The following is a 20,812-nucleotide window of genomic DNA, read 5'->3' as shown; positions in this document are numbered from 1 at the left end:
GACTTGGCTGGCAAGGCCGCCCGAGGGCGGCCCGGAGGGCTTAGAAGAAGGTCAGCCCCGCCTGGAACAGCCGCTCCACGTCGCGGATGCGCTTCTTGTCGACCACGAAGAGGATCACGTGGTCGCCGGTTTCGATCACCGTCTCGCCGTGGGCGATCAGCACGTCGTCGTCGCGGATCACCGCACCGATGGTGGTGCCCGGCGGCAGGTGCACGTCGCTGATCCTGCGGCCGATCACCTTGCTCGACTTGGCATCGCCGTGGGCGACCACCTCGATGGCCTCGGCGGCGCCGCGGCGCAGCGAGTGCACGCTCTCGATGTCGCCGCGGCGCACGTGGGTCAGCAGGGTGCCGATGGTGGCCAGCTGCGGGCTGATGGCGATGTCGATGTCGCCGCTCTGCACCAGGTCCACGTAGGCGGGGTTGTTGATCAGCGTCATCACCTTGCGCGCGCCGAGCCGCTTGGCCAGCAGCGACGACATGATGTTCGCCTCGTCGTCGTTGGTCAGGGCGAGGAACAGGTCGGTGTCGCCGATGTTCTCTTCCATCAGCAGGTCGCGGTCGGAAGCGCTGCCCTGCAGCACGATGGTGCTGTCCAGGTGGTCGGAGAGGTGCCGGCAACGCGCCGGGTTCATCTCGATGATCTTCACCTGGTAGCGGCTCTCGATGGCCTCGGCCAGGCGTTCGCCGATGTTGCCGCCACCGGCGATGATGATCCGCTTGTAGCTGTCCTCCAGCCGGCGCATCTCGCCCATCACCGCGCGGATGTGGGCCTTGGCGGCGATGAAGAACACCTCGTCGTCGGCCTCGATCACCGTGTCGCCCTGGGGAATGATCGGCCGGTTGCGCCGGTAGATCGCCGCCACGCGGGTATCGGCGTTGGGCATGTGTTCGCGCAGCTGGCGCAGCTCCTGGCCCACCAGCGGGCCGCCGTAGTAGGCGCGGATGCCCACCAGCTGCGCCTTGCCCTCGGCGAAGTCGATCACCTGCAGGGCGCCGGGGTATTCCACCAGGCGCTTGATGTAGTTGGTCACCACCTGCTCGGGGCTGATCAGCACGTCGACCGGGATCGCCTCGTTGTCGAACAGCCCGGCGCGGGTCAGGTACGCCGCCTCGCGCACGCGGGCAATGCGGGTGGGGGTGTTGAACAGGGTGTAGGCGACCTGGCAGGCCACCATGTTCACCTCGTCGCTGTTGGTCACCGCCACCAGCATGTCGGCGTCGTCGGCGCCGGCCTGGCGCAGCACGGTGGGGAACGAGGCCTTGCCGTGGACGGTGCGGATGTCCAGGCGGTCGTTGAGGTCGCGCAGGCGTTCGCCGTCGGTGTCGACGACCGTGATGTCATTGGCTTCGCTGGCGAGGTGCTCGGCCAGAGTGCCGCCGACCTGGCCGGCACCGAGGATGATGATCTTCATGGAGCGGGGTGCTTTCCGTTTCGATCCGTTGGGAGTCGGCGCCTGTTACTTGGCCGAAATCTTGATCAGCTTGGCATAGTAGAAGCCGTCATGCCCGGCCTGCTGCGGCAGCAACTGGCGACCGTGGGGCTGCTTGATGCCCCAGGGACCCGGCAGGTCCAGCTCGCGGGCGCCGGGGGTGCGACCGAGGAACGCAGCGATCTGTTCGCTGTTCTCCTGCGGCATCACCGAGCAAGTCGCGTAGACCATCACGCCGCCCACTTCGAGGGTCGCCCACAGCGCGTCGAGCAGTTCGCCCTGCAGCTGCGCCAGCGCCTCGATGTCCTCGGCGGTGCGGGTCAGCTTGATGTCCGGGTGACGGCGGATCACTCCGGTGGCGGAGCACGGCGCGTCCAGCAGGATGCGCTGGAAGGGCTTGCCGTCCCACCATTTGGCGGTGTCGCGGGCGTCGGCGGCGAACAGCTCGGCCGTCAGTTGCAGGCGGGCGAGGTTCTCGCGTACGCGCACCAGGCGGCTTTCTTCCAGATCCACGGCGACCACGCCGGCCAGTGCGGGCTCGGCCTCCATCAGGTGGCAGGTCTTGCCGCCGGGGGCGCAGCAGGCGTCCAGCACGCGCTGGTTCGGCGCCAGCTCCAGCAGGTCTGCCGCCAGTTGCGCGGCCTCGTCCTGCACGCTGACGCGCCCTTCGGCGAAGCCCGGCAGCTCGCGCACGTCGCACGCCTGCACGAGGTTGATGCCATCGCGGCTGAACACGCAGGCCGTGGCTTCGAAGCCGACGCGGTTGAGCTCGTCCAGGTAGGCATCGCGGCTGCCGTGGCGACGGTTCACCCGCAGGGTCATCGGCGGGTGGGCGTTGTTGGCGGCGCAGATCGCTTCGAACTGCTCCGGCCAGGATTTCTTCAGTGCCTTCTGCAGCCAGCGCGGGTGCGCCAGACGCGCGGCCGGGTCCTTGTCGACCTCGGCCAGCAGGGTTTCGCTCTCGCGCTGGGCGCGGCGCAGCACGGCGTTGAGCAGGCCCTTGGCCCAGGGCTTCTTCAGCTTGTCCGCGCAGCCGACGGTCTCGCCGATGGCCGCGTGCGGCGGAATGCGGGTATAGAGCAGCTGGTACAGGCCGACCAGCAGCAGGGCCTCGACGTCACGGTCGCCGGCCTTGAACGGCTTCTGCAGCAGGCGCGCGGCGAGGGTGGACAGGCGCGGCTGCCAGCGGGCGGCGCCGAAGGCCAGCTCCTGCACCAGGCCACGGTCACGCGGCTCGACGTTCTCCAGCTGGGTCGGCAGCGAGCTGCCCAGCGAGGCGCGCCCGGCGAGCACGGCGGCCAGCGCACGGGCCGCCGCCAGACGGGGATTGGTACTCATGCGCCCAGCACCTGGCCTGGTGCGAACTGCTCGCGGCGGCTGTTGAACAGGTCGGCGAAGGCCAGCGGCTTGCCGCCGGGCAGCTGCAGGCGGGTCAGCAGCAGCGCGCCTTCACCGCAGGCGACCAGCAGGCCGTCACGGCTGGCGTCGAGGATCCTGCCGGGCTCGCCCTTGCCCTGCGCCGGCCTGGCGCCGAGCACCTTCAGTGCGGCCTCGCCGAGGCTGGTGTGGCACACCGGCCAAGGGGTGAAGGCGCGGATGCGGCGCTCCAGCTCATCGGCCGGGCGCGACCAGTCGATGCGCGCCTCTTCCTTGTTCAGCTTGTGCGCGTAGGTGGCCAGGGCATCGTCCTGCACCTCGCCCTTGAGCGTGCCGGCGGCGAGGCCAGCGATGGCCTCGACCACGGCTTTGGGGCCCAACTCGGCCAGGCGGTCGTGCAGGCTGCCGCCGGTGTCTTCAGCAGAAATCGGCGTGCTGACCTTGAGCAGCATCGGCCCGGTGTCCAGGCCCGCTTCCATCTGCATCACGGTCACGCCGCTCTGCGCATCGCCCGCCTCCACCGCGCGCTGGATCGGCGCGGCGCCGCGCCAGCGCGGCAGCAGGGAGGCATGGCTGTTGATGCAGCCCAGGCGCGGGATATCCAGCACCACCTGCGGCAGGATCAGCCCGTAGGCCACCACCACCATCAGGTCCGGCTTGAGCGCGGCCAGCTCCGCCTGGGCGGCGGGGTCGCGCAGGGTCGGCGGCTGCAGCACTGGCAGGCCGTTCTCCACGGCGAGCTGCTTGACCGGGCTGGGCATCAGCTTCTGGCCACGGCCGGCCGGACGGTCCGGCTGGGTGTAGACGGCGACGATCTCGTGGGGAGTATCGAGCAGGGCCTTGAGGTGTTCGGCGGCGAATTCCGGGGTGCCGGCGAAGACGATGCGCAGTGCTTGGCTCATATCGGGCTCACAAAAAAACAAAAGGCTTGCCGGGGCAAGCCTTTGGGGATGGGGTTACGCCTGTTGCCGGTGCTGTTTTTCCAGCTTCTTGCGGATGCGGTCGCGCTTGAGGTTGGACAGGTAGTCGACGAACAGCTTGCCGTTCAGGTGATCGCACTCGTGCTGGATGCACACCGCGAGCAGGTCCTCGGCGATTTCCTCGAAGGGCTTGCCGTCACGATCCAGCGCCTTGATGCGGACGCGCAGAGGACGGTCTACATTTTCGTAGAAGCCAGGCACCGACAGGCAGCCTTCCTGGTACGGACCCTTCTCTTCGGTCAGCTCTTCCAGCTCGGGATTGATGAACACGCGCGGCTCGGATTTGTCCTCGGAGAGGTCCATCACGATGATCTGCTTGTGCACGTTCACCTGGGTGGCGGCCAGGCCGATGCCAGGTGCCTCGTACATGGTCTCGAACATGTCGTCGATCAGCTGGCGAACGCTGTCATCGACCTCGGTGACCGGCTTGGCGATCGTGCGCAGGCGCGGATCGGGGAATTCGAGAATGTTCAGAATGGCCATATACGTTTGTGATGCACTTGTGGAATAAAGTCAAAATCGACTGCTAATATGCTGAGCAGCATCGAAAAACGGCTGGAAAGCGCGGTAGGGGCGGCTTCCAGGCGTTTCATGTGTACACATAATAAAGGGATTCACCGCATGAGGAAAACACTACTCGCCCTGCTGCTGCTGGCCGCAGGCGGGATGGCTCAGGCTGCCGTGCAGCTCAAGGAAGGCCACCCGGACCGCTATACCGTAGTGAAAGGCGACACCCTCTGGGACATCTCCGGCAAGTTCCTCAGCAAGCCATGGAAGTGGCCGGAAATCTGGCACGTGAATCCGCAGATCCAGAACCCGCACCTGATCTACCCGGGTGACGTGCTGAGTCTGGTGTACATCGATGGCCAGCCGCGCCTGATGCTCAACCGCGGCGAGTCGCGCGGGACCATCAAGCTGTCGCCGCGGGTGCGCAGCACCCCGATCGCCGAAGCGATCCCGACCATTCCGCTGGACAAGATCAACGCCTTCCTGCTCTCCAACCGCATCGTCGATGACGAGGCCGCGTTCACCGATGCGCCCTACGTGGTCGCCGGCGACCAGGAGAGCGTGATCAGCGGCGCCGGCGACCGCGCCTATGCCCGCGGCATGTCGCTGACCGAGCAGAACAGCTACGGCATCTTCCGCCAGGCCAAGGTCTACTCCGACCCGCAGACCGGCGAAGTGCTCGGCATCGACGCCATGGACATCGGCGGCGCCAACGTCACCGCCAAGGAAGAGGACGTCGCCACCCTCCAGCTGACCCGCACCACCCAGGAGGTTCGCCCGGGCGACCGTCTGTTCCCCACCGAGGAACGCGCGATCACCTCGACCTTCATGCCCAGCGAGCCGTCCGCCCAGATTCACGGCACAATCATCGACGTGCCGCGCGGCGTGACCCAGATCGGCAAGTACGACGTGGTCACCCTCGACAAGGGTTCACGCGACGGTCTGGCCGAGGGCAACGTGCTGGCGATCTACAAGCTGGGCGAAACCGTGCGTGACCGGGTGACCGGCGACATGGTGAAGATCCCCGACGAGCGCTCCGGCCTGCTGATGATCTTCCGCACCTACAACCGCCTGAGCTATGCGCTGGTGCTGACCGCCAGCCGTTCGCTGGAAGTGAACGACAAGGTGCAGAACCCCTGAGTTCGCCCCTGGCTCGAAGAAAACCCCGCCTCGGCGGGGTTTTTTATTGGGTGCGTTTCGGAACCGTCCGACAGCGGCGGCGCGCTTCTGACGGCACAGTCGGGCGAACCCTCCCTGTTCGCCGCAAAGGACTGCCGCCATGGCCATCGAAGTGTCTCCCGCCGAAATCGAGGCGCGCCTGCGCCTGCACGCCCTGCCCGAGCTCGGCCCTCGGCGCTTCCGGCGCCTGATCTCGGCGTTTGGCTCGGCCTCCGCTGCCCTGAGCGCGCCGGCCGCCGCCTGGCGCTCGCTGGGGTTGCCGCAGGCGTCCGCCGACCAGCGCCGGGATGCCGGCATTCGCGAGCAGGCCGCCGCTGCGCTGCGTTGGCTGGAGGAGCCCATGCACCATCTGCTGGCCTGGGACGACCCCGCCTACCCTGCCCTGCTGGCCGAGCTGAGCGATGCGCCGCCGCTGCTGTTCGTGGCGGGCGATGTGGCATTGCTGGAGCGCCCGCAGCTGGCCATGGTGGGCAGCCGCCGGGCCAGCAAGCCGGGGCTCGACACGGCGCGGGCCTTTGCCCGCAGCCTGGCCGGTGGCGGTTTCGTGATTACCAGCGGCCTGGCGCTGGGTATCGACGGCGCGGCCCATGACGGCGCGCTGGAGGCGGGCGGCGGCACCGTGGCCGTGCTCGGCACCGGCCTGGAGCATCTGTATCCGCGTCGGCACCTCGGGCTGGCGCGGCGCATCGTCGAGCAGGGCGGTGCCCTCGTATCGGAGCTCCCCCTGCGCTGCCCGCCCCAGGCGGCGAACTTTCCCCGGCGCAACCGGATCATCAGCGGCCTGTCGCTGGGCGTACTGGTGGTGGAGGCCAGTCCTTCCAGCGGCTCGCTGATCACCGCCCGCCTCGCCGCGGAGCAGGGTCGCGAGGTCTACGCGATTCCCGGCTCGATCCACCATCCCGGCGCGCGCGGCTGCCACGAACTGATCCGCCAGGGCGCCACGCTGGTGGAAAGCATCGAGCATATCCTCGACGGCCTGCGCGGCTGGACCGCCCAGGCCGTGCCGGCGACGCCGGCGCAGCCGGCACCCGCGCACGCCCTGCTCGATCTCCTGCGCGCCGCGCCCCAGAGCAGCGAGCAGCTGGCGTTGAGCAGCGGCAGCGAGCTGCCCGAAGTCCTGGCGGCGCTGACCGAACTGGAGCTGGATGGATGGGTGGCCTGCGAGGCCGGCGTCTGGGTGCATCGCGCCCCCTGAGCACGTAAACTGCCGCGCATCGCAGATCCGAGGATTTTTTCGATGTACAGCAACTGGCGTACCCAGCGCATGGCCCAGGTCGTGCGCGATGGCGGCGTGATCGCCTACCCGACCGAAGCCGTCTGGGGCCTGGGCTGCGACCCCTGGAGCGCCGATGCGGTGTACCGCCTGCTGGCGATCAAGGCGCGACCGGTGGAGAAGGGCCTGATCGTGGTGGCTGGCGATATCAGCCAGTTCGACTTCCTGCTGGAGGACCTGCCGGACGCCTGGCGGGAGACGCTCGCCGCCAGCTGGCCCGGCCCGAACACCTGGCTGGTGCCGCACCAGGACCGCCTGCCGGAGTGGGTGACCGGCCAGCACGACACCGTCGCCCTGCGCGTCACCGACCACCCGCTGGTGCGCGAGCTGTGCCGCTACACCGGCCCGCTGATCTCCACCTCCGCCAACCCCGCCGGCCGTCCGGCCGCGCGCACGCGTTTGCGCATCGAGCAGTACTTCCACAGTGAGCTGGATGGTGTGCTCGGCGGCTCCCTGGGCGGGCGTCGTAATCCGAGCCTGATCCGCGATTTGCGTACCGGCGAGACTGTCAGACCCTCCTGATCCGTCCCCACAAAAGCAAATCCGGCTTCTGTAGGGCGTATAACGCTCCGCGTTATACGCCACCTGGCCTTGGCTACCATGCGCTGCGAATTCGAACCGGACGCCTGAACGCTAGCCGGATCAGCCACGGCGCCGCGGATTAGGACGGTTTAACGGCGTATAACCGCGAACGGTTATACGCCCTACGTGGATCAAGGCAGCAGGATGGTGGAGCCGGTGGTGCGTCGCGCCGCGAGCTCGGTCTGTGCCTTGGCGGCGTCGGCCAGGGCGAAGCGCTGGTTGATCTCCACCTTCACCTTGCCGCTGGTGATCATGCCGAACAGGTCGTCGGCCATGGCCTGCAGGCGTTCCGGCGTATTGGCATAGCCGAACAGCGTCGGCCGGGTCACGTAGAGCGAACCCTTCTGCGAGAGAATGCCCAGGTTCACCCCGTCCACCGGACCGGAGGCATTGCCGAAGCTCACCACCAGCCCGCGCTGGGCGGTGCAGTCCAGCGAGGTCAGCCAGGTGTCCTTGCCCACCGAGTCGTAGACCACCGGGCACTTGCGGCCCTCGGTCAGCGCCAGCACGCGCTCCACCACGTTCTCATGGCTGTAGTCGATGGTCGCCCAGGCGCCGTGGGACTTGGCCAGCTCGGCCTTGGCGGCGGAACTGACGGTGCCGATCAGGTGCGCGCCGATGGCTTTCGCCCACTGGCAGGCAATCAGCCCGACCCCGCCGGCGGCGGCGTGCCAGAGGATGGTCTGGCCGGGCTGCACGTTGTAGGTCTGGCGCAGCAGGTACTGCACGGTGAGGCCCTTGAGCATCACCGCGGCGGCCTGCTCGAAGGTGATGGCGTCCGGCAGCTTCACCACATTCGCCGCCGGCAGCACGTGCAACTCGCTGTAGGCACCCAGCGGGCCGGTGGCATAGCCGACGCGGTCGCCGACCTTCACGTTGGTCACCGCGCTGCCCACCGCTTCCACTTCGCCGGCGCCCTCGGTGCCGACGCCCGACGGCAGCGACGGTGCGGGATACAGGCCGCTGCGGTAGTAGGTGTCGATGAAGTTCAGGCCGATGGCGCGGTTGCGCACACGCACCTCGTTGGGGCCGGGTTCGGCGGGGCTGTAGTCGACGAGCTCGAGGACTTCCGGGCCGCCGGTCTTGGCGAATTGAACACGCTTGGCCATGTCGATCTCCTGAATGACGGGGCGCCGACAGGGCCGACACCGCTCTGGGAAAAGACTTTCATCCAAGCCGGACGCTTGACGGCCGTCAAGGCCAGCTTTCCCAGCGGGGGTGGTATGCTTGCCCGCACATTCCGCTCCGGCCCGCGCCACGCGTGGCTTTCCCGCTCCAAGGTGATTCTCGTGACCGATCGCATCGAGGCCGTGAAGGCCTACCTGCTCGACCTGCAAGACCGCATCTGCGCCGCACTCGAAGCCGAGGACGGCAGCGCCCGTTTCATCGAGGATGCCTGGGTGCGTCCGGCGGGCGGCGGGGGGCGTACCCGGGTGATCGGCGACGGCGCGCTGATCGAGAAGGGCGGCGTGAACTTCTCCCACGTCTTCGGCAGCGGCCTGCCGCCGAGCGCCAGCGCGCATCGTCCCGAGCTGGCCGGGCGTGGCTTCCAGGCCCTGGGCGTGTCGCTGGTGATCCACCCGACCAACCCCCACGTGCCCACCTCCCATGCCAACGTGCGCTTCTTCATCGCCGAGAAGGAAGGCGAGGAAGCGGTCTGGTGGTTCGGCGGCGGCTTCGACCTGACCCCCTACTACGCCCATGAGGAAGACTGCGTGCTCTGGCACCAGGTTGCCCGCGACGCCTGCGCGCCCTTTGGCGAGGACGTCTACCCGCGCTACAAGGCATGGTGCGACCGCTACTTCCACATCAAGCACCGCAACGAACCGCGCGGTATCGGCGGCCTGTTCTTCGACGACCTGAACGAGTGGGACTTCGACACCAGCTTCGCCTTCCTGCGCGCCATCGGCGATGCCTACATCGATGCCTACCTGCCCATCGTGCGCAAGCGCAAACACACCCCGTACACCGAGCAGCAGCGCGAGTTCCAGGCGTTCCGCCGGGGGCGCTATGTCGAGTTCAACCTGGTCTACGACCGTGGCACCCTGTTCGGCCTGCAGTCGGGCGGGCGCACCGAGTCGATCCTCATGTCGCTGCCGCCGCAGGTACGCTGGGGCTACGACTGGAAGCCGGAGCCGGGCAGCGAGGAAGCGCGCCTGACCGAGTACTTCCTCACCGACCGGGACTGGCTGGCGCAGGCCTGACCATCGTCCGTCTGTAGGAGCGGATTTTATCCGCGATCCGGCCGCCAGGCCGGTGGTGCAGGATTGCACCGCTGTCGCGGTGATCGCGGAGAAGCTCCGCTCCTACGAGAGCCTATCCCCGCACATCTTTAGGAGTGGGCCATGCCCGCGATCGCGCCCATGGGGCGCTCCTACAGGCTTGGCACCGAGGGGGGAAAACGGCAATCTCTGCGCCTTCCCGTTTTTCACGTCCCAGGATTCCCCATGGACCGCTACTGCGTCTTCGGCAACCCCATCGGCCACAGCAAGTCGCCGCAGATCCACCGCCTGTTCGCCGAGCAGACCGGCCAGGCGCTGAGCTATGACGCGCGGCTGGCGCCGCTGGACGACTTCGCCGGGAATGCCCGCGAGTTCTTCGAGCAGGGGTTGGGCGGCAACGTCACCGTGCCGTTCAAGGAAGACGCCTACCGCCTGGCCACCGAGCTGACCGAGCGTGCGCGCCGCGCCGGCGCGGTGAACACTCTGAAGAAGCTTGAAGGCGGCGGCCTGCTGGGCGACAACACCGACGGCGCCGGGCTGACCCGCGACCTGACGGTGAACCACGGCGTCGTCCTGCGCGGTGCGCGCATCCTGGTGCTGGGCGCCGGCGGCGCGGTGCGCGGCATCCTCGAACCCTTCCTCGGGCAGCAGCCGAACTGCATCGTCATCGCCAACCGCACGGCGTCCAAGGCCGAGCAGCTGGCGGAAGAATTCAAGGACCTGGGCCCGGTAAGCGGTGGCGGCTTCGACCTGCATGCGGAGCCTTTCGACCTGATCGTCAACGGCACCTCGGCCTCCCTGGCCGGCGAGCTGCCGCCCATCGACCCGGCACTGATCAAGCCGGGGCATACCACCTGCTACGACATGATGTACGGCAAGGACGAGACCGCCTTCAACCGCTGGGCCGCCGAGCACGGCGCGGCGCGCTGCATCGACGGGCTGGGCATGCTGGTGGAGCAGGCGGCGGAGGCCTTCCTGCTGTGGCGCGGCGTGCGGCCGGATTCGGCGCCGGTGCTGGAAGAACTGCGCCGTCAGCTCAAGGGCTGATCGGCGGCGTACACCTGTAGGAGCGGGCCATGCCCGCGATCGCGCGCATGGCGCGCTCCTACGAAGGCATTCACCTGCGCCTTTGGAGCGAGGCGGGTGATCAATCCTCCACCTGCAATACCCCACCCTTCCCCATCTGCTTCTCCAGCTCCGCGCGCACCCGCGGCCGGGCATTGCGCAGCACCAGGCTGCGGCCTTCGCTGGCGAGGCGGCGGGCCTCCTGCTGGAGCATCTGCGCGCCGGCGAAGTCGATGAAATTCACATGGTGGGCATCCAGCACCAGCCGTTCGCCCCGGCTGCGTTGCATCAGCTTCTGCAGGTAGTCGCAGGCGCCAAAGAAGATCGAGCCCTCGATGCGCAGCACTTCCTCGTCCTCCTTCTCCCACTGCTGCACGCGCGGCTGCGAGGTGCGCTTGAGGTAGAAGAACAGCGAGGCCAGCACGCCCGCGTAGATGGCGTTCTGCAGCGGCAGCAGCAAGGTGGCCGCAAGGGTCAGCAGCATCACCAGCGATTCCGCGCGGCTGCCTTTCCACAGTGCGCGCAGGGCCGGGCGGTCGATCAGGTTCCAGCAGATCAGCAGGATCCCAGCGGCCATGGCCGGCAGCGGGATGTGGGTGATCAGCCCGGCGCCGGCCACCGCCAGCAACGCCACCCACAGCGCCGAAAAGACCCCGGCCAGCGGCGTGCGGGCACCCGCATCCTGGTTCAGCCCGGAGCGGGTGAAGGAGCCGGCGGACAGCGTGCCGGACAGCCACGGCCCGATCAGGTTGGACAGCCCCTGGGCGCGCACCTCTTGGTTGGCGTCCAGCGGCTGGTGCGTGCGAGTGGCCAGTGCGCGGGCAATCGACAGGCTGGTAACCAGCCCGAGCATGCCGCAGGCCACGGCGGCGGGGAGCAACTGGGCGATGGCGGACAGATCGAACGACAGCGGGCTGAGCGGCGGCAAAGCGCTGCGGAAGGCCGCCACCTTGGCGACACCGGCAAAGGTCGCCGGCATCGTCCAGACCAGCGTGCTGGCGCCGATCAGGCCGACCAGCAGCGCCGGCCCGCGCCGCCAAAGGCGCTTCACGATCAGGCTCAGCGCGAGACTGAACAGCCCGACTAGCAGCGATGGCCCATGGAACTGCGCCAGTTTCCCCCACAACGCGATAGCGCTGGTCAGCGCCGTGCCCTGCCCGCCCGCCGGGATGCCGAGCAGGTAGGGCAACTGGCCGATCACGATGACCAATGCGGCGCCGCAGGTGAAGCCGAGCAGCACCGAGTGCGAGACGAAGTTCACCAGCACGCCGAAGCGCAGCATCCCCAGCAGCCATTGGAACAGCCCGGCGAGGAAAGTCAGCAGCAGCGCGTATTGGATGAACTGAGCGCTGCCCGGCGATGCCAGCGGCGCGATGGCGGTGAACAGCACCACCGAGATCGCCGCCGTCGGCCCGCCGACCATGTGCCTGGACGAGCCCCACAGGCAGGCGATCAGCACCGGCAGCATCGCCGCATACAGGCCGTATTCCGCCGGTAGCCCGGCGATCAGCGCGTAGGCCATGGACTGCGGCAGCGCGAGCACCGCGCCGGAAAGGCCGACGCCCAGGTCGCGGCGCAGGTCGCGTCCCGTGACCTGCGGCAGCCAGACGAGAAAGGGCAGCAGGCGGATCAGGCGCTCCATCGAAGGACTACAGCTTCGCCTTCACGGCAGCCAACGCGTCGCCGCCGTCGCGGGTTTTCACCCCGGCCAGCCACTGGTCGAGGCGCTGCGGGTTGGCCTTGATCCAGGCCTTCACCGCGTCGGAGTTCTTCACGTTCTTCTCCAGCACCTCGGCCATGATGGCGTTCTCCATCGGCAGGTCGAAGGACAGGTTGGCCAGCAGCTTGCCGCTGTTCGGGCACTGCTCGGCGTAGCCGTTGCGGGTCAGGGTGAACACGCTGCCGGTGCTGCCGAAGTACTTCTCGCCGCCGGTGAGGTACTTCATGTCGTACTTCACGTTCATCGGGTGCGGCGTCCAGCCGAGGAACACCACCCAGCGCTCGCGCTTCACCGCGCGGCCGACCTCGGCGAGCATCGCCTGCTCGCTGGACTCCACCAGCTTCCAGTCGCCGAGGCCGAACTCGTCGCCGCCGATCATCTTCTGAATCGACTGGTTGGCCGGCGCGCCGGAGCCGATGCCGTAGACCTTCCGGTTGAACTGCTCGGCGTGCTTGTCGAGGTCGGCGAAGGTCTTCACCCCGGCGTTCCACACGTAGGCCGGCACGGCCAGGGTGAACTCGGTGCCCTGGAGGTTCTTCGCCAGCTGGGTGACCTGCTTGCTGGCGATGAACTGGTCGTAAAAGCCCTGCTGCGCCGGCATCCAGTTGCCGAGGAAGGCGTCCACCTGGCCATCGCGCAGGCCGCCGTAGGTGATGGGCACCGAGAGGGTGTCGATCTTCACGGAGTAGCCCAGGCCCTCGAGCAGGAAGGCGGCCACGCCATTGGTCACGGCGATGTCGGTCCAGCCCGGATCGGCCAGCTTCACCGTACCGCAGGCTTCGTTTTCGGCGTGGGCCAGCGGCCCGCCCAGCGCCAGTGCGCCGGCCAGCAACAGCGTTGATGCGGTTCGTACGGTGTTCTTCATGCTCCCATCCCCTTCGGCGTGTTGTGGTTGTCGTTACGGTTGCGGATAGCGGGCGCGGCGCTCCAGATCGTCGAGGTCGATGTGGTTGCGCATGTACTGCTGGCTGGCGTCGACCAGGGGCTGGTGGTCCCAGCTTTTCAGGTGGCCGCGGGTCAGCGCGTCGGCCACCAGGCGACGGCGGCGCTGGCTGGCCAGCACCCGCTCGGTGATGGCGGGCACGTCCCAGCGCGCACGGGCTTCGTCCAGCAGGTCGCGGACCAGCTCGGCGTGGGCCGGCGAGTCCATGAGGTTTTCCAGCTCGCGCGGGTCGTGGGTGACGTCGAACAGCAGGCACGGGTCCTGCTCGGAGTAGATGAACTTGAAGTCGCCGCGGCGGATCATCATCAGCGGGCTGACGGTGCCTTCGGCGGTGTATTCGCCGATCACCTCGTCATGGCCGCCGTGGCCTTGCAGGTGCGGCAGCAGCGAGCGGCCATCCAGGTGCAGGCCCGGCTCGACGGCGCCGCCGGCCAGCTCCACCAGGGTCGGCAGCAGGTCCACGGTGGACACCGACTGGCTGACCCGGTGCGCGGCAAAGCGCTTGGGCGCGTGCACCAGCAGCGGCACGCGGGCGGCCATCTCGAACCAGTGCATCTTGTACCAGAGGCCACGCTCGCCCAGCATGTCGCCGTGGTCGCCGGAGAACAGGATCAGGGTGTCTTCAGAGAGGCCGCAATCCTCCAGGGTGCGCAGCAGCGCGCCGATCTGCGCGTCGACATAGCTGCAGGCGCCGAAGTAGGCGCGGCGGGCGGCGCGGACCTTCTCCTCGGGCATCTCCTGGCCCCACAGGTCGATCACCTTGAGCAGGCGCTGGGAGTGCGGGTCCTGTTCGTTCTGGGCGATCCGCACCGAGGGCAGCGGGATGTCCTCGTCGCGGTACAGGTCCCAGTACTCGCGCGGGATGGTGTAGGGGTCGTGTGGGTGGGTCATGGACACGGTGAGGCAGAACGGCTGCCCGGCGTGTTCGCGCACGTGGTCGTAGAGATACTGGCGCGCCTTGAATACCACCTCCTCGTCGAAATCGAGCTGGTTGGTGCGCACGCAGGGGCCGGCCTGCAGCACCGAAGACATGTTGTGATACCAGCTCGGGCGCACGTCCGGCTCGTCCCAATTTACCGCCCAGCCGTAGTCGGCGGGGTAGATATCGCTGGTCAGGCGTTCCTCGTAGCCGTGCAACTGGTCCGGGCCGCAGAAGTGCATCTTGCCCGACAGCGCCGTGCGGTAGCCCAGGCGGCGCAGGTAGTGCGCGTAGGTGGGGATGTCGGCGGCAAAATCCGCGGCGTTGTCCCAGGCGCCGATCCTGGTCGGCAACTGGCCGCTGACCAGGGTGAAGCGCGACGGTGCGCAGAGCGGGCTGTTGCAGTAGGCCGAATCGAACACCACGCCTTCGCCGGCGAGGCGCGACAGGTTGGGCAGCTTGATCGGTGACGTGGCGTCGTAGAACGGCAGGAGCGGCGCGGCCATCTGGTCGGCCATGATGAAGAGGATGTTCGGGCGCTTCATGGCGTGGGCTTATCCTGTTGGCGCTGTTATGGAATAGTGTTGCGACGAGTCTCTTCCTCGCTGGAAATGGGGTAAAGCGCATGCCGGAACATGCTTCGGATAACACAGGCTTATGTGAGCGCAGGGCATGAGCGTGCCGCTGGAACTGCTGCGCGTGTTCGAATCGGCCGCGCGCCTGCTCAGCTTCACTGCCGCCGCGGGCGAGCTGGGCACCACCCAGCCGGCGGTCAGCCAGCAGATCAAGCGCCTGGAGAAGCTGCTGGCGGTGCGCCTGTTCGACCGCATCCACCGGGGCATCGTCCTTACCGAAAGTGGACAGGTCCTGCAGCAGCACGTTCAGGCGGGATTGGAGAGCATCGACGCGGGCATCGCTGCCGTCACCGCGAAGAACCCCCATGAGGTGCTGCAGGTCGCCACCGACTTCGCCTTCGCCGCCTACTGGCTGATGCCGCGCCTGCCGCGCTTCCGCCAGGCACACCCGGAACTGGATGTCGGCCTGATCAGCAGTGATCGCAGCCCCATCGCCCTGCGCAGCGACATCGACGTCGCCATCGCCTTCGGCGATGGGCGCTTCAAGCACGGCGAGGCGCTGCGCCTGTTCAGCGAGGAAGTCTTCCCGGTGTGCAGCCCGCGGCTGGTCGAGGGGCGCGAGCTGCCGTTGTCGCCTGAAGCGCTGACCGGCTTGCCGCTGCTGCACCTCAAGCCCGAGGCGCACAGCCGCTGGTTCGACTGGGCCGGCGTCTACCGCGCGCTGGGCGTCGACGGGGCGCCCGCGCCCGCCGGACTACGCTTCGACAACTACACCCTGCTGGTGCAGGCGGCCATCGCCGGCCAGGGCGTGGCCATCGGCTGGCGGCATCTGGTCGACGAACTGCTGGAGCAGGGGTTACTGTGCCGGCCCATCGCCGGATCGCTGGAGTCGCGCTTCGGCTATTACGCCGTGCTGCCCGAGCGCAAACGGCGCATGCGCCTGGTGCAGCGCTTCGTGGACTGGCTGCAGGCGGAACTGGAGCAGGATCGATGAACGAAACCACCATCCGGGGCTACCACGCCCACGTTTATTTCGACGCCGACAGCCTCGCGCGCGCCCGCGCCCTGTGCGAGGAGGCAGTGCGCCGCTTCGGCGTGCAGATGGGGCGTGTGCATGAGCGCCCGGTCGGCCCGCATCCGGACTGGAGCTGCCAGCTGGCGTTCGATAGCGAGACCTTTGCCAAGGTGGTGCCCTGGCTGGCGCTGAACCGCGATGGCCTGGTGGTGTTCATCCACCCGGACACCGGCGATGACCTGCGCGACCACCGTGACCACGCCATCTGGATGGGCGCGGTGCGGCCGCTGGACCTGTCGCAGTTCACGAGCTGACACTTTTTTGCATTCGATAATAATTCTCGATTCGGTGTATTCTGCCGACCCTTCTTATCGGCCTGACAGACGTTGGCCGGTTTTCCAGGGTATTTCGGCCACCATGCGGCGCTTCGCTTCCTCCTCCCTGCTGCAGAGCTTCCAGGCGCATTACGCGGACCTGATGCGCTTTCTCGCCCGCAGGCTGGGCGACCAACAGCGCGCCGCCGACGTGGCCCAGGACACCTGGCTGCGCCTGGCCGACCACCCCGCCGAAGCCGAGGTGCAGGACCCGCGTGCCTACCTGTTCCGCGTGGCCGGCAACATCGCTATCGACAACCTGCGCCGCGAGGGCCGGCTTGCGGAGCTGCACGTCGACGAAACCGCCGCCAACGACCTGAGCGACCCAGGGTCCGGACTGGAGCACCGCCTGCTCGCCCATGAGGCGCTGGAGCATCTGGACGCGGCCCTCGACCAGTTGCCGGCGAACGCCCGCGAGGCGCTGCTGATGAACCGCCTCGACGGCCTCACCCACGCGCAGATCGCCCGGCGCCTGGGGGTGTCCGAGAGCATGGTGGGCAAGTACATCGTCCAGGCCATGCGCCATTGCCGCGACTGGGCGCAGCGCCAGGAGGGCACGCCATGAATCGCGTGGACCTTTCGGATGAGGCCATCGAGCGCCTGGTACAGCTGCATTCGGGGAGTGCCGACGCCGCCGAGCGCATGGACTTCCTGCGCTGGCGCGGGCAGAGCCCGGAGCACGAGCGCGCTGCCTGCGAGGCCGAGGCGCTCTGGGGCGCCCTGCCGGAAACCCACAGTGCCCAACGTTATCGCCAGCGTGCACGGCGGCCCCGTCGCCTGATGGCGCAGGCGGCCGCTGCGTGTGTCGCCGCTATCGCGGTGACCCTCGCCCTGCCCGAACCGCTGGCCGGGCTGTATGCCGATTACGCCACCCGCACCGGCGAGCGGCGGATGCTGGAGTTGGTCGACGGCAGCCGCGTGTGGCTCAACAGCGACAGCGCGCTGTCCGTGGACTTTGGCCCGCAGCAACGGCGCTTGCGCCTGCACAGTGGCGAGGCCTTGTTCGAAGTGGCCAAGGACCCGGCGCGGCCCTTCATCGTCGAAGCCCGCGGCGTCGAAGTGCGTGCCGTGGGCACGCGCTTCGACGTGGACAGCCGTGGGCCGCAGGTGCGTGTGGACGTGACCGAAGGCGTGGTCCAGGTGAACAGCGCCGGCGGTGCGCCGGTGCGGCTGTCTGCCGGCGAGCGCTTGAGCTACCGCGACAGCAGCGCGCCCGAGCCGGTGCAGCCGCTGGACCTGTCCAGCGCCAGCGCCTGGCAGCGTGGCAAGCTGATCTTCAACCAGCGCCCGTTGGGCGAAGTGCTCGATGAACTGGAGCGCTACGTGCCCGGCCGCATCGTGCTGACCGACAGCGCGATGCGCCAGCACAAGGTCAGCGGCGTGTTCGACCTGCGGGACCCGGACGCGCTGCTCAAGACCCTGGAGCGGTTGCAGCCGGTGACGGTCACGCATCTGCCCTGGCTGGTGCTGATTCACCCCGCGCCCAAAGCCTGACCCATTTCTTTTTGTAGGATGGCGTGGAGCGAAGCGATACCCATCAATGCCGTGCACGGTCAGCATGGGTATCGCTTCGCTCCACCCATCCTACGGTCCTGATCCGTCCCGCGCCGATGCCGGATAGCTCTTCGTAGGACCGAGGGGGACGCCTAGTTCTTGCTCGCGAACAGATTTCCCGGCGGCTCCACGGTTGGGCGGTTCGCGAGCAAGCTCGCTCCTACAGGTACGGGGGACCTCGGAGCAGGCCGTCTTGCAAGAAAATGAAAATTTTTTGCATTGGCACTGCAAGGTTCGGATGGCCGTTTCGTCGTAGGCATGAACGCGAAAAATTCTCAATACGCGACCCTGCCCAGACAAGAACGGATTTCACCGCATGCATTACCGTCCTTCCCCGCTGCACCGCGCGATCCTGCTCGCTTCCCTGCTCGGCGCCGCCGTGCCCGTCGTCCACGCCGCCGGCTCCGCCGCCGTCGAACTGCACATCGCTCCGCGCAGCCTGGACAGCGCGCTGACCCAGTTTGCCGATCAGGCCGGGCTGCACCTGCTGTTCAACTCCGAGGACATCCAGGGCCTGCAGAGTGATGGGCTGGACGGCACCTACAGCACCGAGGAGGCGCTCAACCAACTGCTCTCCGGCAGCGGCGTGAGCTGGCGCTTCACCGACGAGCGCACCGTGCTGCTCAAGCGCGAGAAGGACGACTCCGCTGCCCTGAGCCTGGCGCCGATGGAGATCAGCGTGGCGGCGCGTACGCCCACCGAGATCAGCTCGATCCCCGGCACCGTCTGGGTCGTCGACCAAGCCCAGCTGCGCGAACAACTGGATACCGGCGTGAGCCTGAAGGAAGCCGTGGGCAAGCTGGTACCCGGCCTCGACCTGGCGCCCGAGGGCCGCACCAACTACGGCCAGAACATGCGCGGACGCAACGTGCTGGTGATGATCGACGGCGTCAGCCAGAACAGCTCGCGCGGCCTGTCGCGGCAGTTCGACAGCATCTCGCCGTTCAACGTCGAGCGTGTCGAAGTACTCTCCGGCGCCAGCGCCATCTACGGCGGCGGCGCCACCGGCGGCATCATCAACATCATCACCAAGAAGGGCGCGGCCGGCGATGCGCGCTTCGAGACGCAGCTGGGCGCCACCAGCGGTTTCAACAACAGCGACGACCTCACCACCCGCGCCGCCCAGTCCATCAGCGGCGGCACCGACCGTGTGGTCGGTCGACTGGGCGTCTCGGCGGAGAAGAACGAAGCCTTCTATGACGGCGCCGGCAACCAGATCTTCATCGACAACACCCAGACCGACCTGCAGTACAACCGCACCGTCGACGTGATGGGCAACCTCACCGCGCAATTCACCGACGAGCAGAGCCTCGACCTGCTGGCGCAGTACTACGACTCGGGCAACGACGGCAGTACCGGCATCTACTTTCCCAACCTGAAGTACCAGGGCCCGTCGAACCTGGAGGATGCGCAGATCCGCAGCGGCCTGGATACCGATCTGGAGCCGCGCACCCGCCGCGTCCTGCTCAACGCCAACTATCACCACAGCAACCTGCTGGAGCAGGACTTCTACCTGCAGGCCTACTACCGCAAGGAAGACGACAACTTCTATCCCTTCCCCTACTACAACGCCGGCAAGCCCACCGGCTCCAAGGGCGTGTACTTCGCCGCCTCGCAGCAGAACTTCGAGGTCAGCGGCCTGAAGGGCCTGTTCAGCAAGCAGTGGGATTCGCTCAAGTTCACCTACGGCCTGGACTTCGACCACGAGCGCTTCAACGCCGAGCAGAAGGTCTTCGACCAGCGACTGTCCTCCGAGAGCGGCGGCCTGGACCTGGAAACCGCCAGCAGCGCGCCGCGCTACCCCAGCTACATCGTCGACGGCCTGTCGGTGTACGGCCAGCTGGACTGGAAGGCCACCGACAACCTGACCATTTCCGGCGGCGCGCGCCACCAGAAGATGGACGTCGAGGTGGACGACTTCAAAGGCGTGCCCGGCGGCAGCAACGACTACCAGGTCAACCTGTTCAACCTCGGCGCGATCTATGACTTCAAGAACGGCCACCAGGTCTGGACCAACTACAGCGAAGGCTTCGACCTGCCCGACCCGGCCAAGTACTACGGCAAGGCCGGCCTGTCGGTGGACGACAACCCGCTGGCCGGCATCAAGAGCCGCCAGGTCGAGACCGGCTGGCGCTACAGCGACCTGCAGTGGCAGGCGCAGGCGGCGGTCTACTACATCTGGTCGGACAAGATCATCACCACCGACCAGGCGACCCTGACCATCGACGTACAGGACCAGAAGAGCCGCGACTTCGGCTTCGAGGGCGCGCTCACCCGCTACTTCGAGAGCGGCTGGCAGGGCGGCACCACGCTGCACCTGGTGCGTTCGGAAGAGGAAGATGCCGACGGCGACTGGATCAAGCGCGATGCGCGCTATGCGTCGCTGTCCAAGTCCACCGCCTTCGTCGGCTGGGGCGATGGCGAGCGCAGCGCCCGGCTGCAGGCCCAGCATGCGTTCAACCTGAAGGACGACGCGGACCACGAGATCGACGGCTACACCACCTTCGACCTGATGGGCGAGCAGAAGACCGGCTTCGGCACCTTCAGCGCCGGTATCCAGAACCTGCTGGACAAGCAGTACAGCACCGTCTGGGGCCAGCGTGCCGCGCTGTTCTATTCGCCGACCTACGGGCCGGCCTACCTGTACGACTACCAGGGCCGCGGACGGACCTTCACCCTGGGCTGGAGCCTGGAATACTGAGGGCCTGAAAACCCTCTACCTGAAAACTCTCTACCCAAAAAGATTCAGGCCACCTTTCCGGTGGCTTGATCGAGGGTTTCCACCATGCCGCCGCCAAGGCTTCGGCAGTGGGTGAAGAGTGCTTCGCTGAGCAGTTGCCGCGAGGGTGAAGCGAAGTAGGTCAGCAGTGCTTCTTCGTCACGCCAGCGGCCTTGCAGAAGCCAGGGCCGGTTCGCCCCCTGGATGACCAGCCGGCATTCCAGGCAGCCCGGCGCGCGGCGGGCGCCATCCACCAGGCTGTCGATCAGGGCGCCGAGCTGCGCTTCGTGCCCGCTGCGGGGATGAATCTGCAATTCATGTTCGATGGTTGTATGCCAGGGCATGTCCTGTCCTCCGCGTTACTTCGAAGAAGTCC

At 67.6% G+C, this 20,812-nt stretch carries 19 protein-coding genes; 10 read left to right on the top strand and 9 right to left on the bottom strand.

The window, feature by feature from the left end; genetic code table 11:
* Nucleotides 1-40: 40 nt before the first annotated feature.
* From trkA to def, 4 genes are read right to left on the bottom strand one after another with little or no spacing between them, the layout of a single operon-like run.
* Nucleotides 41-1,414 (bottom strand): Trk system potassium transporter TrkA, encoded by a 1,374-nt coding sequence (gene trkA, locus J5M67_RS08430; RefSeq protein ID WP_207884851.1) that lies wholly within the window; start codon nucleotides 1,412-1,414, stop codon nucleotides 41-43.
* A gap of 45 nt (nucleotides 1,415-1,459) precedes the next feature.
* Nucleotides 1,460-2,770: a 16S rRNA (cytosine(967)-C(5))-methyltransferase RsmB gene (gene rsmB, locus J5M67_RS08425; RefSeq protein ID WP_207884850.1), complete on the bottom strand. Its 1,311-nt coding sequence runs from the start codon at nucleotides 2,768-2,770 to the stop codon at nucleotides 1,460-1,462.
* Complete coding sequence (gene fmt / locus J5M67_RS08420) at nucleotides 2,767-3,711, bottom strand: methionyl-tRNA formyltransferase (protein ID WP_207884849.1); 945 nt, start codon at nucleotides 3,709-3,711, stop codon at nucleotides 2,767-2,769. Before fmt ends, rsmB begins: the two co-directional genes overlap by 4 nt.
* Nucleotides 3,712-3,765: 54 nt before the next feature.
* Nucleotides 3,766-4,272, bottom strand: a complete 507-nt coding sequence (gene def, locus J5M67_RS08415; protein WP_207884848.1) for a peptide deformylase — start codon at nucleotides 4,270-4,272, stop codon at nucleotides 3,766-3,768.
* Between the two features lie 138 nt (nucleotides 4,273-4,410).
* On the opposite strand from def, the gene J5M67_RS08410 reads away from it, so the two are divergent.
* From J5M67_RS08410 to J5M67_RS08400, 3 genes are all read left to right on the top strand, one after another.
* Nucleotides 4,411-5,436 (top strand): LysM peptidoglycan-binding domain-containing protein, encoded by a 1,026-nt coding sequence (locus tag J5M67_RS08410; protein WP_207884847.1) that lies wholly within the window; start codon nucleotides 4,411-4,413, stop codon nucleotides 5,434-5,436.
* Nucleotides 5,437-5,575: 139 nt separating this feature from the next.
* On the top strand, nucleotides 5,576-6,670 hold the full coding sequence (gene dprA, locus J5M67_RS08405) for a DNA-processing protein DprA (protein ID WP_207884846.1): 1,095 nt from the start codon (nucleotides 5,576-5,578) through the stop codon (nucleotides 6,668-6,670).
* Nucleotides 6,671-6,712: 42 nt separating this feature from the next.
* A complete protein-coding gene (locus tag J5M67_RS08400; protein ID WP_207884845.1) occupies nucleotides 6,713-7,270 on the top strand; it encodes an L-threonylcarbamoyladenylate synthase in 558 nt (185 codons plus the stop codon).
* A gap of 191 nt (nucleotides 7,271-7,461) precedes the next feature.
* Here the strand turns inward: J5M67_RS08400 and J5M67_RS08395 are convergent, their stop codons facing one another.
* Entirely contained in the window at nucleotides 7,462-8,439 is a 978-nt protein-coding gene (locus tag J5M67_RS08395; RefSeq protein WP_207884844.1) for an NADPH:quinone reductase, read from the bottom strand.
* A gap of 180 nt (nucleotides 8,440-8,619) precedes the next feature.
* Here J5M67_RS08395 and hemF point away from each other — a divergent pair, with 180 nt between their 5' ends.
* Both hemF and aroE read left to right on the top strand, forming a co-directional pair.
* Entirely contained in the window at nucleotides 8,620-9,534 is a 915-nt protein-coding gene (gene hemF, locus J5M67_RS08390) for an oxygen-dependent coproporphyrinogen oxidase (RefSeq protein WP_207884843.1), read from the top strand.
* 243 nt (nucleotides 9,535-9,777) lie between these two features.
* The gene (aroE, locus tag J5M67_RS08385; RefSeq protein ID WP_207884842.1) at nucleotides 9,778-10,599 is read left to right on the top strand and encodes a shikimate dehydrogenase; all 822 of its coding nucleotides are present in this window, start codon (nucleotides 9,778-9,780) and stop codon (nucleotides 10,597-10,599) included.
* 100 nt (nucleotides 10,600-10,699) lie between these two features.
* On the opposite strand, the gene J5M67_RS08380 is transcribed toward aroE, so the two are convergent.
* The 3 genes from J5M67_RS08380 to betC are packed head-to-tail and all read right to left on the bottom strand — an operon-like array spanning nucleotide 10,700 to nucleotide 14,744.
* Nucleotides 10,700-12,259, bottom strand: coding sequence for a SulP family inorganic anion transporter (locus J5M67_RS08380; protein WP_207884841.1), 1,560 nt, complete (start codon nucleotides 12,257-12,259; stop codon nucleotides 10,700-10,702).
* A 7-nt stretch (nucleotides 12,260-12,266) separates the two neighbouring features.
* Entirely contained in the window at nucleotides 12,267-13,202 is a 936-nt protein-coding gene (gene choX, locus J5M67_RS08375) for a choline ABC transporter substrate-binding protein (RefSeq protein WP_207884840.1), read from the bottom strand.
* Nucleotides 13,203-13,235: 33 nt separating this feature from the next.
* On the bottom strand, nucleotides 13,236-14,744 hold the full coding sequence (gene betC / locus J5M67_RS08370; protein ID WP_207884839.1) for a choline-sulfatase: 1,509 nt from the start codon (nucleotides 14,742-14,744) through the stop codon (nucleotides 13,236-13,238).
* Between the two features lie 127 nt (nucleotides 14,745-14,871).
* Here betC and J5M67_RS08365 point away from each other — a divergent pair, with 127 nt between their 5' ends.
* The 5 genes from J5M67_RS08365 (at nucleotide 14,872) to J5M67_RS08345 (ending at nucleotide 20,418) form a co-directional block, all read left to right on the top strand.
* The gene (locus tag J5M67_RS08365; protein WP_207884838.1) at nucleotides 14,872-15,768 is read left to right on the top strand and encodes a LysR family transcriptional regulator; all 897 of its coding nucleotides are present in this window, start codon (nucleotides 14,872-14,874) and stop codon (nucleotides 15,766-15,768) included.
* Nucleotides 15,765-16,103 carry a DOPA 4,5-dioxygenase family protein gene (locus tag J5M67_RS08360; RefSeq protein WP_207884837.1) on the top strand — a complete coding sequence of 113 codons (339 nt, stop codon included), beginning with the start codon at nucleotides 15,765-15,767 and terminating at the stop codon, nucleotides 16,101-16,103. The genes J5M67_RS08365 and J5M67_RS08360 overlap by 4 nt, the downstream gene beginning before the upstream one ends.
* A gap of 103 nt (nucleotides 16,104-16,206) precedes the next feature.
* Complete coding sequence (locus J5M67_RS08355) at nucleotides 16,207-16,728, top strand: sigma-70 family RNA polymerase sigma factor (protein ID WP_207884836.1); 522 nt, start codon at nucleotides 16,207-16,209, stop codon at nucleotides 16,726-16,728.
* A complete protein-coding gene (locus J5M67_RS08350; protein WP_207884835.1) occupies nucleotides 16,725-17,657 on the top strand; it encodes a FecR family protein in 933 nt (310 codons plus the stop codon). The genes J5M67_RS08355 and J5M67_RS08350 overlap by 4 nt, the downstream gene beginning before the upstream one ends.
* A gap of 376 nt (nucleotides 17,658-18,033) precedes the next feature.
* Nucleotides 18,034-20,418 (top strand): TonB-dependent receptor, encoded by a 2,385-nt coding sequence (locus tag J5M67_RS08345; RefSeq protein WP_207884834.1) that lies wholly within the window; start codon nucleotides 18,034-18,036, stop codon nucleotides 20,416-20,418.
* Between the two features lie 44 nt (nucleotides 20,419-20,462).
* Here the strand turns inward: J5M67_RS08345 and J5M67_RS08340 are convergent, their stop codons facing one another.
* On the bottom strand, nucleotides 20,463-20,780 hold the full coding sequence (locus J5M67_RS08340) for a putative quinol monooxygenase (RefSeq protein ID WP_207884833.1): 318 nt from the start codon (nucleotides 20,778-20,780) through the stop codon (nucleotides 20,463-20,465).
* Between the last annotated feature and the right edge of the window lie 32 nt (nucleotides 20,781-20,812).

This window comes from Pseudomonas sp. 30_B, from assembly GCF_017491605.1.
Classification (GTDB): Bacteria; Pseudomonadota; Gammaproteobacteria; order Pseudomonadales; family Pseudomonadaceae; genus Pseudomonas.
Note: the sequence above shows the minus strand (reverse complement) of the source record. Positions and strands in the feature narration are given on the sequence as shown.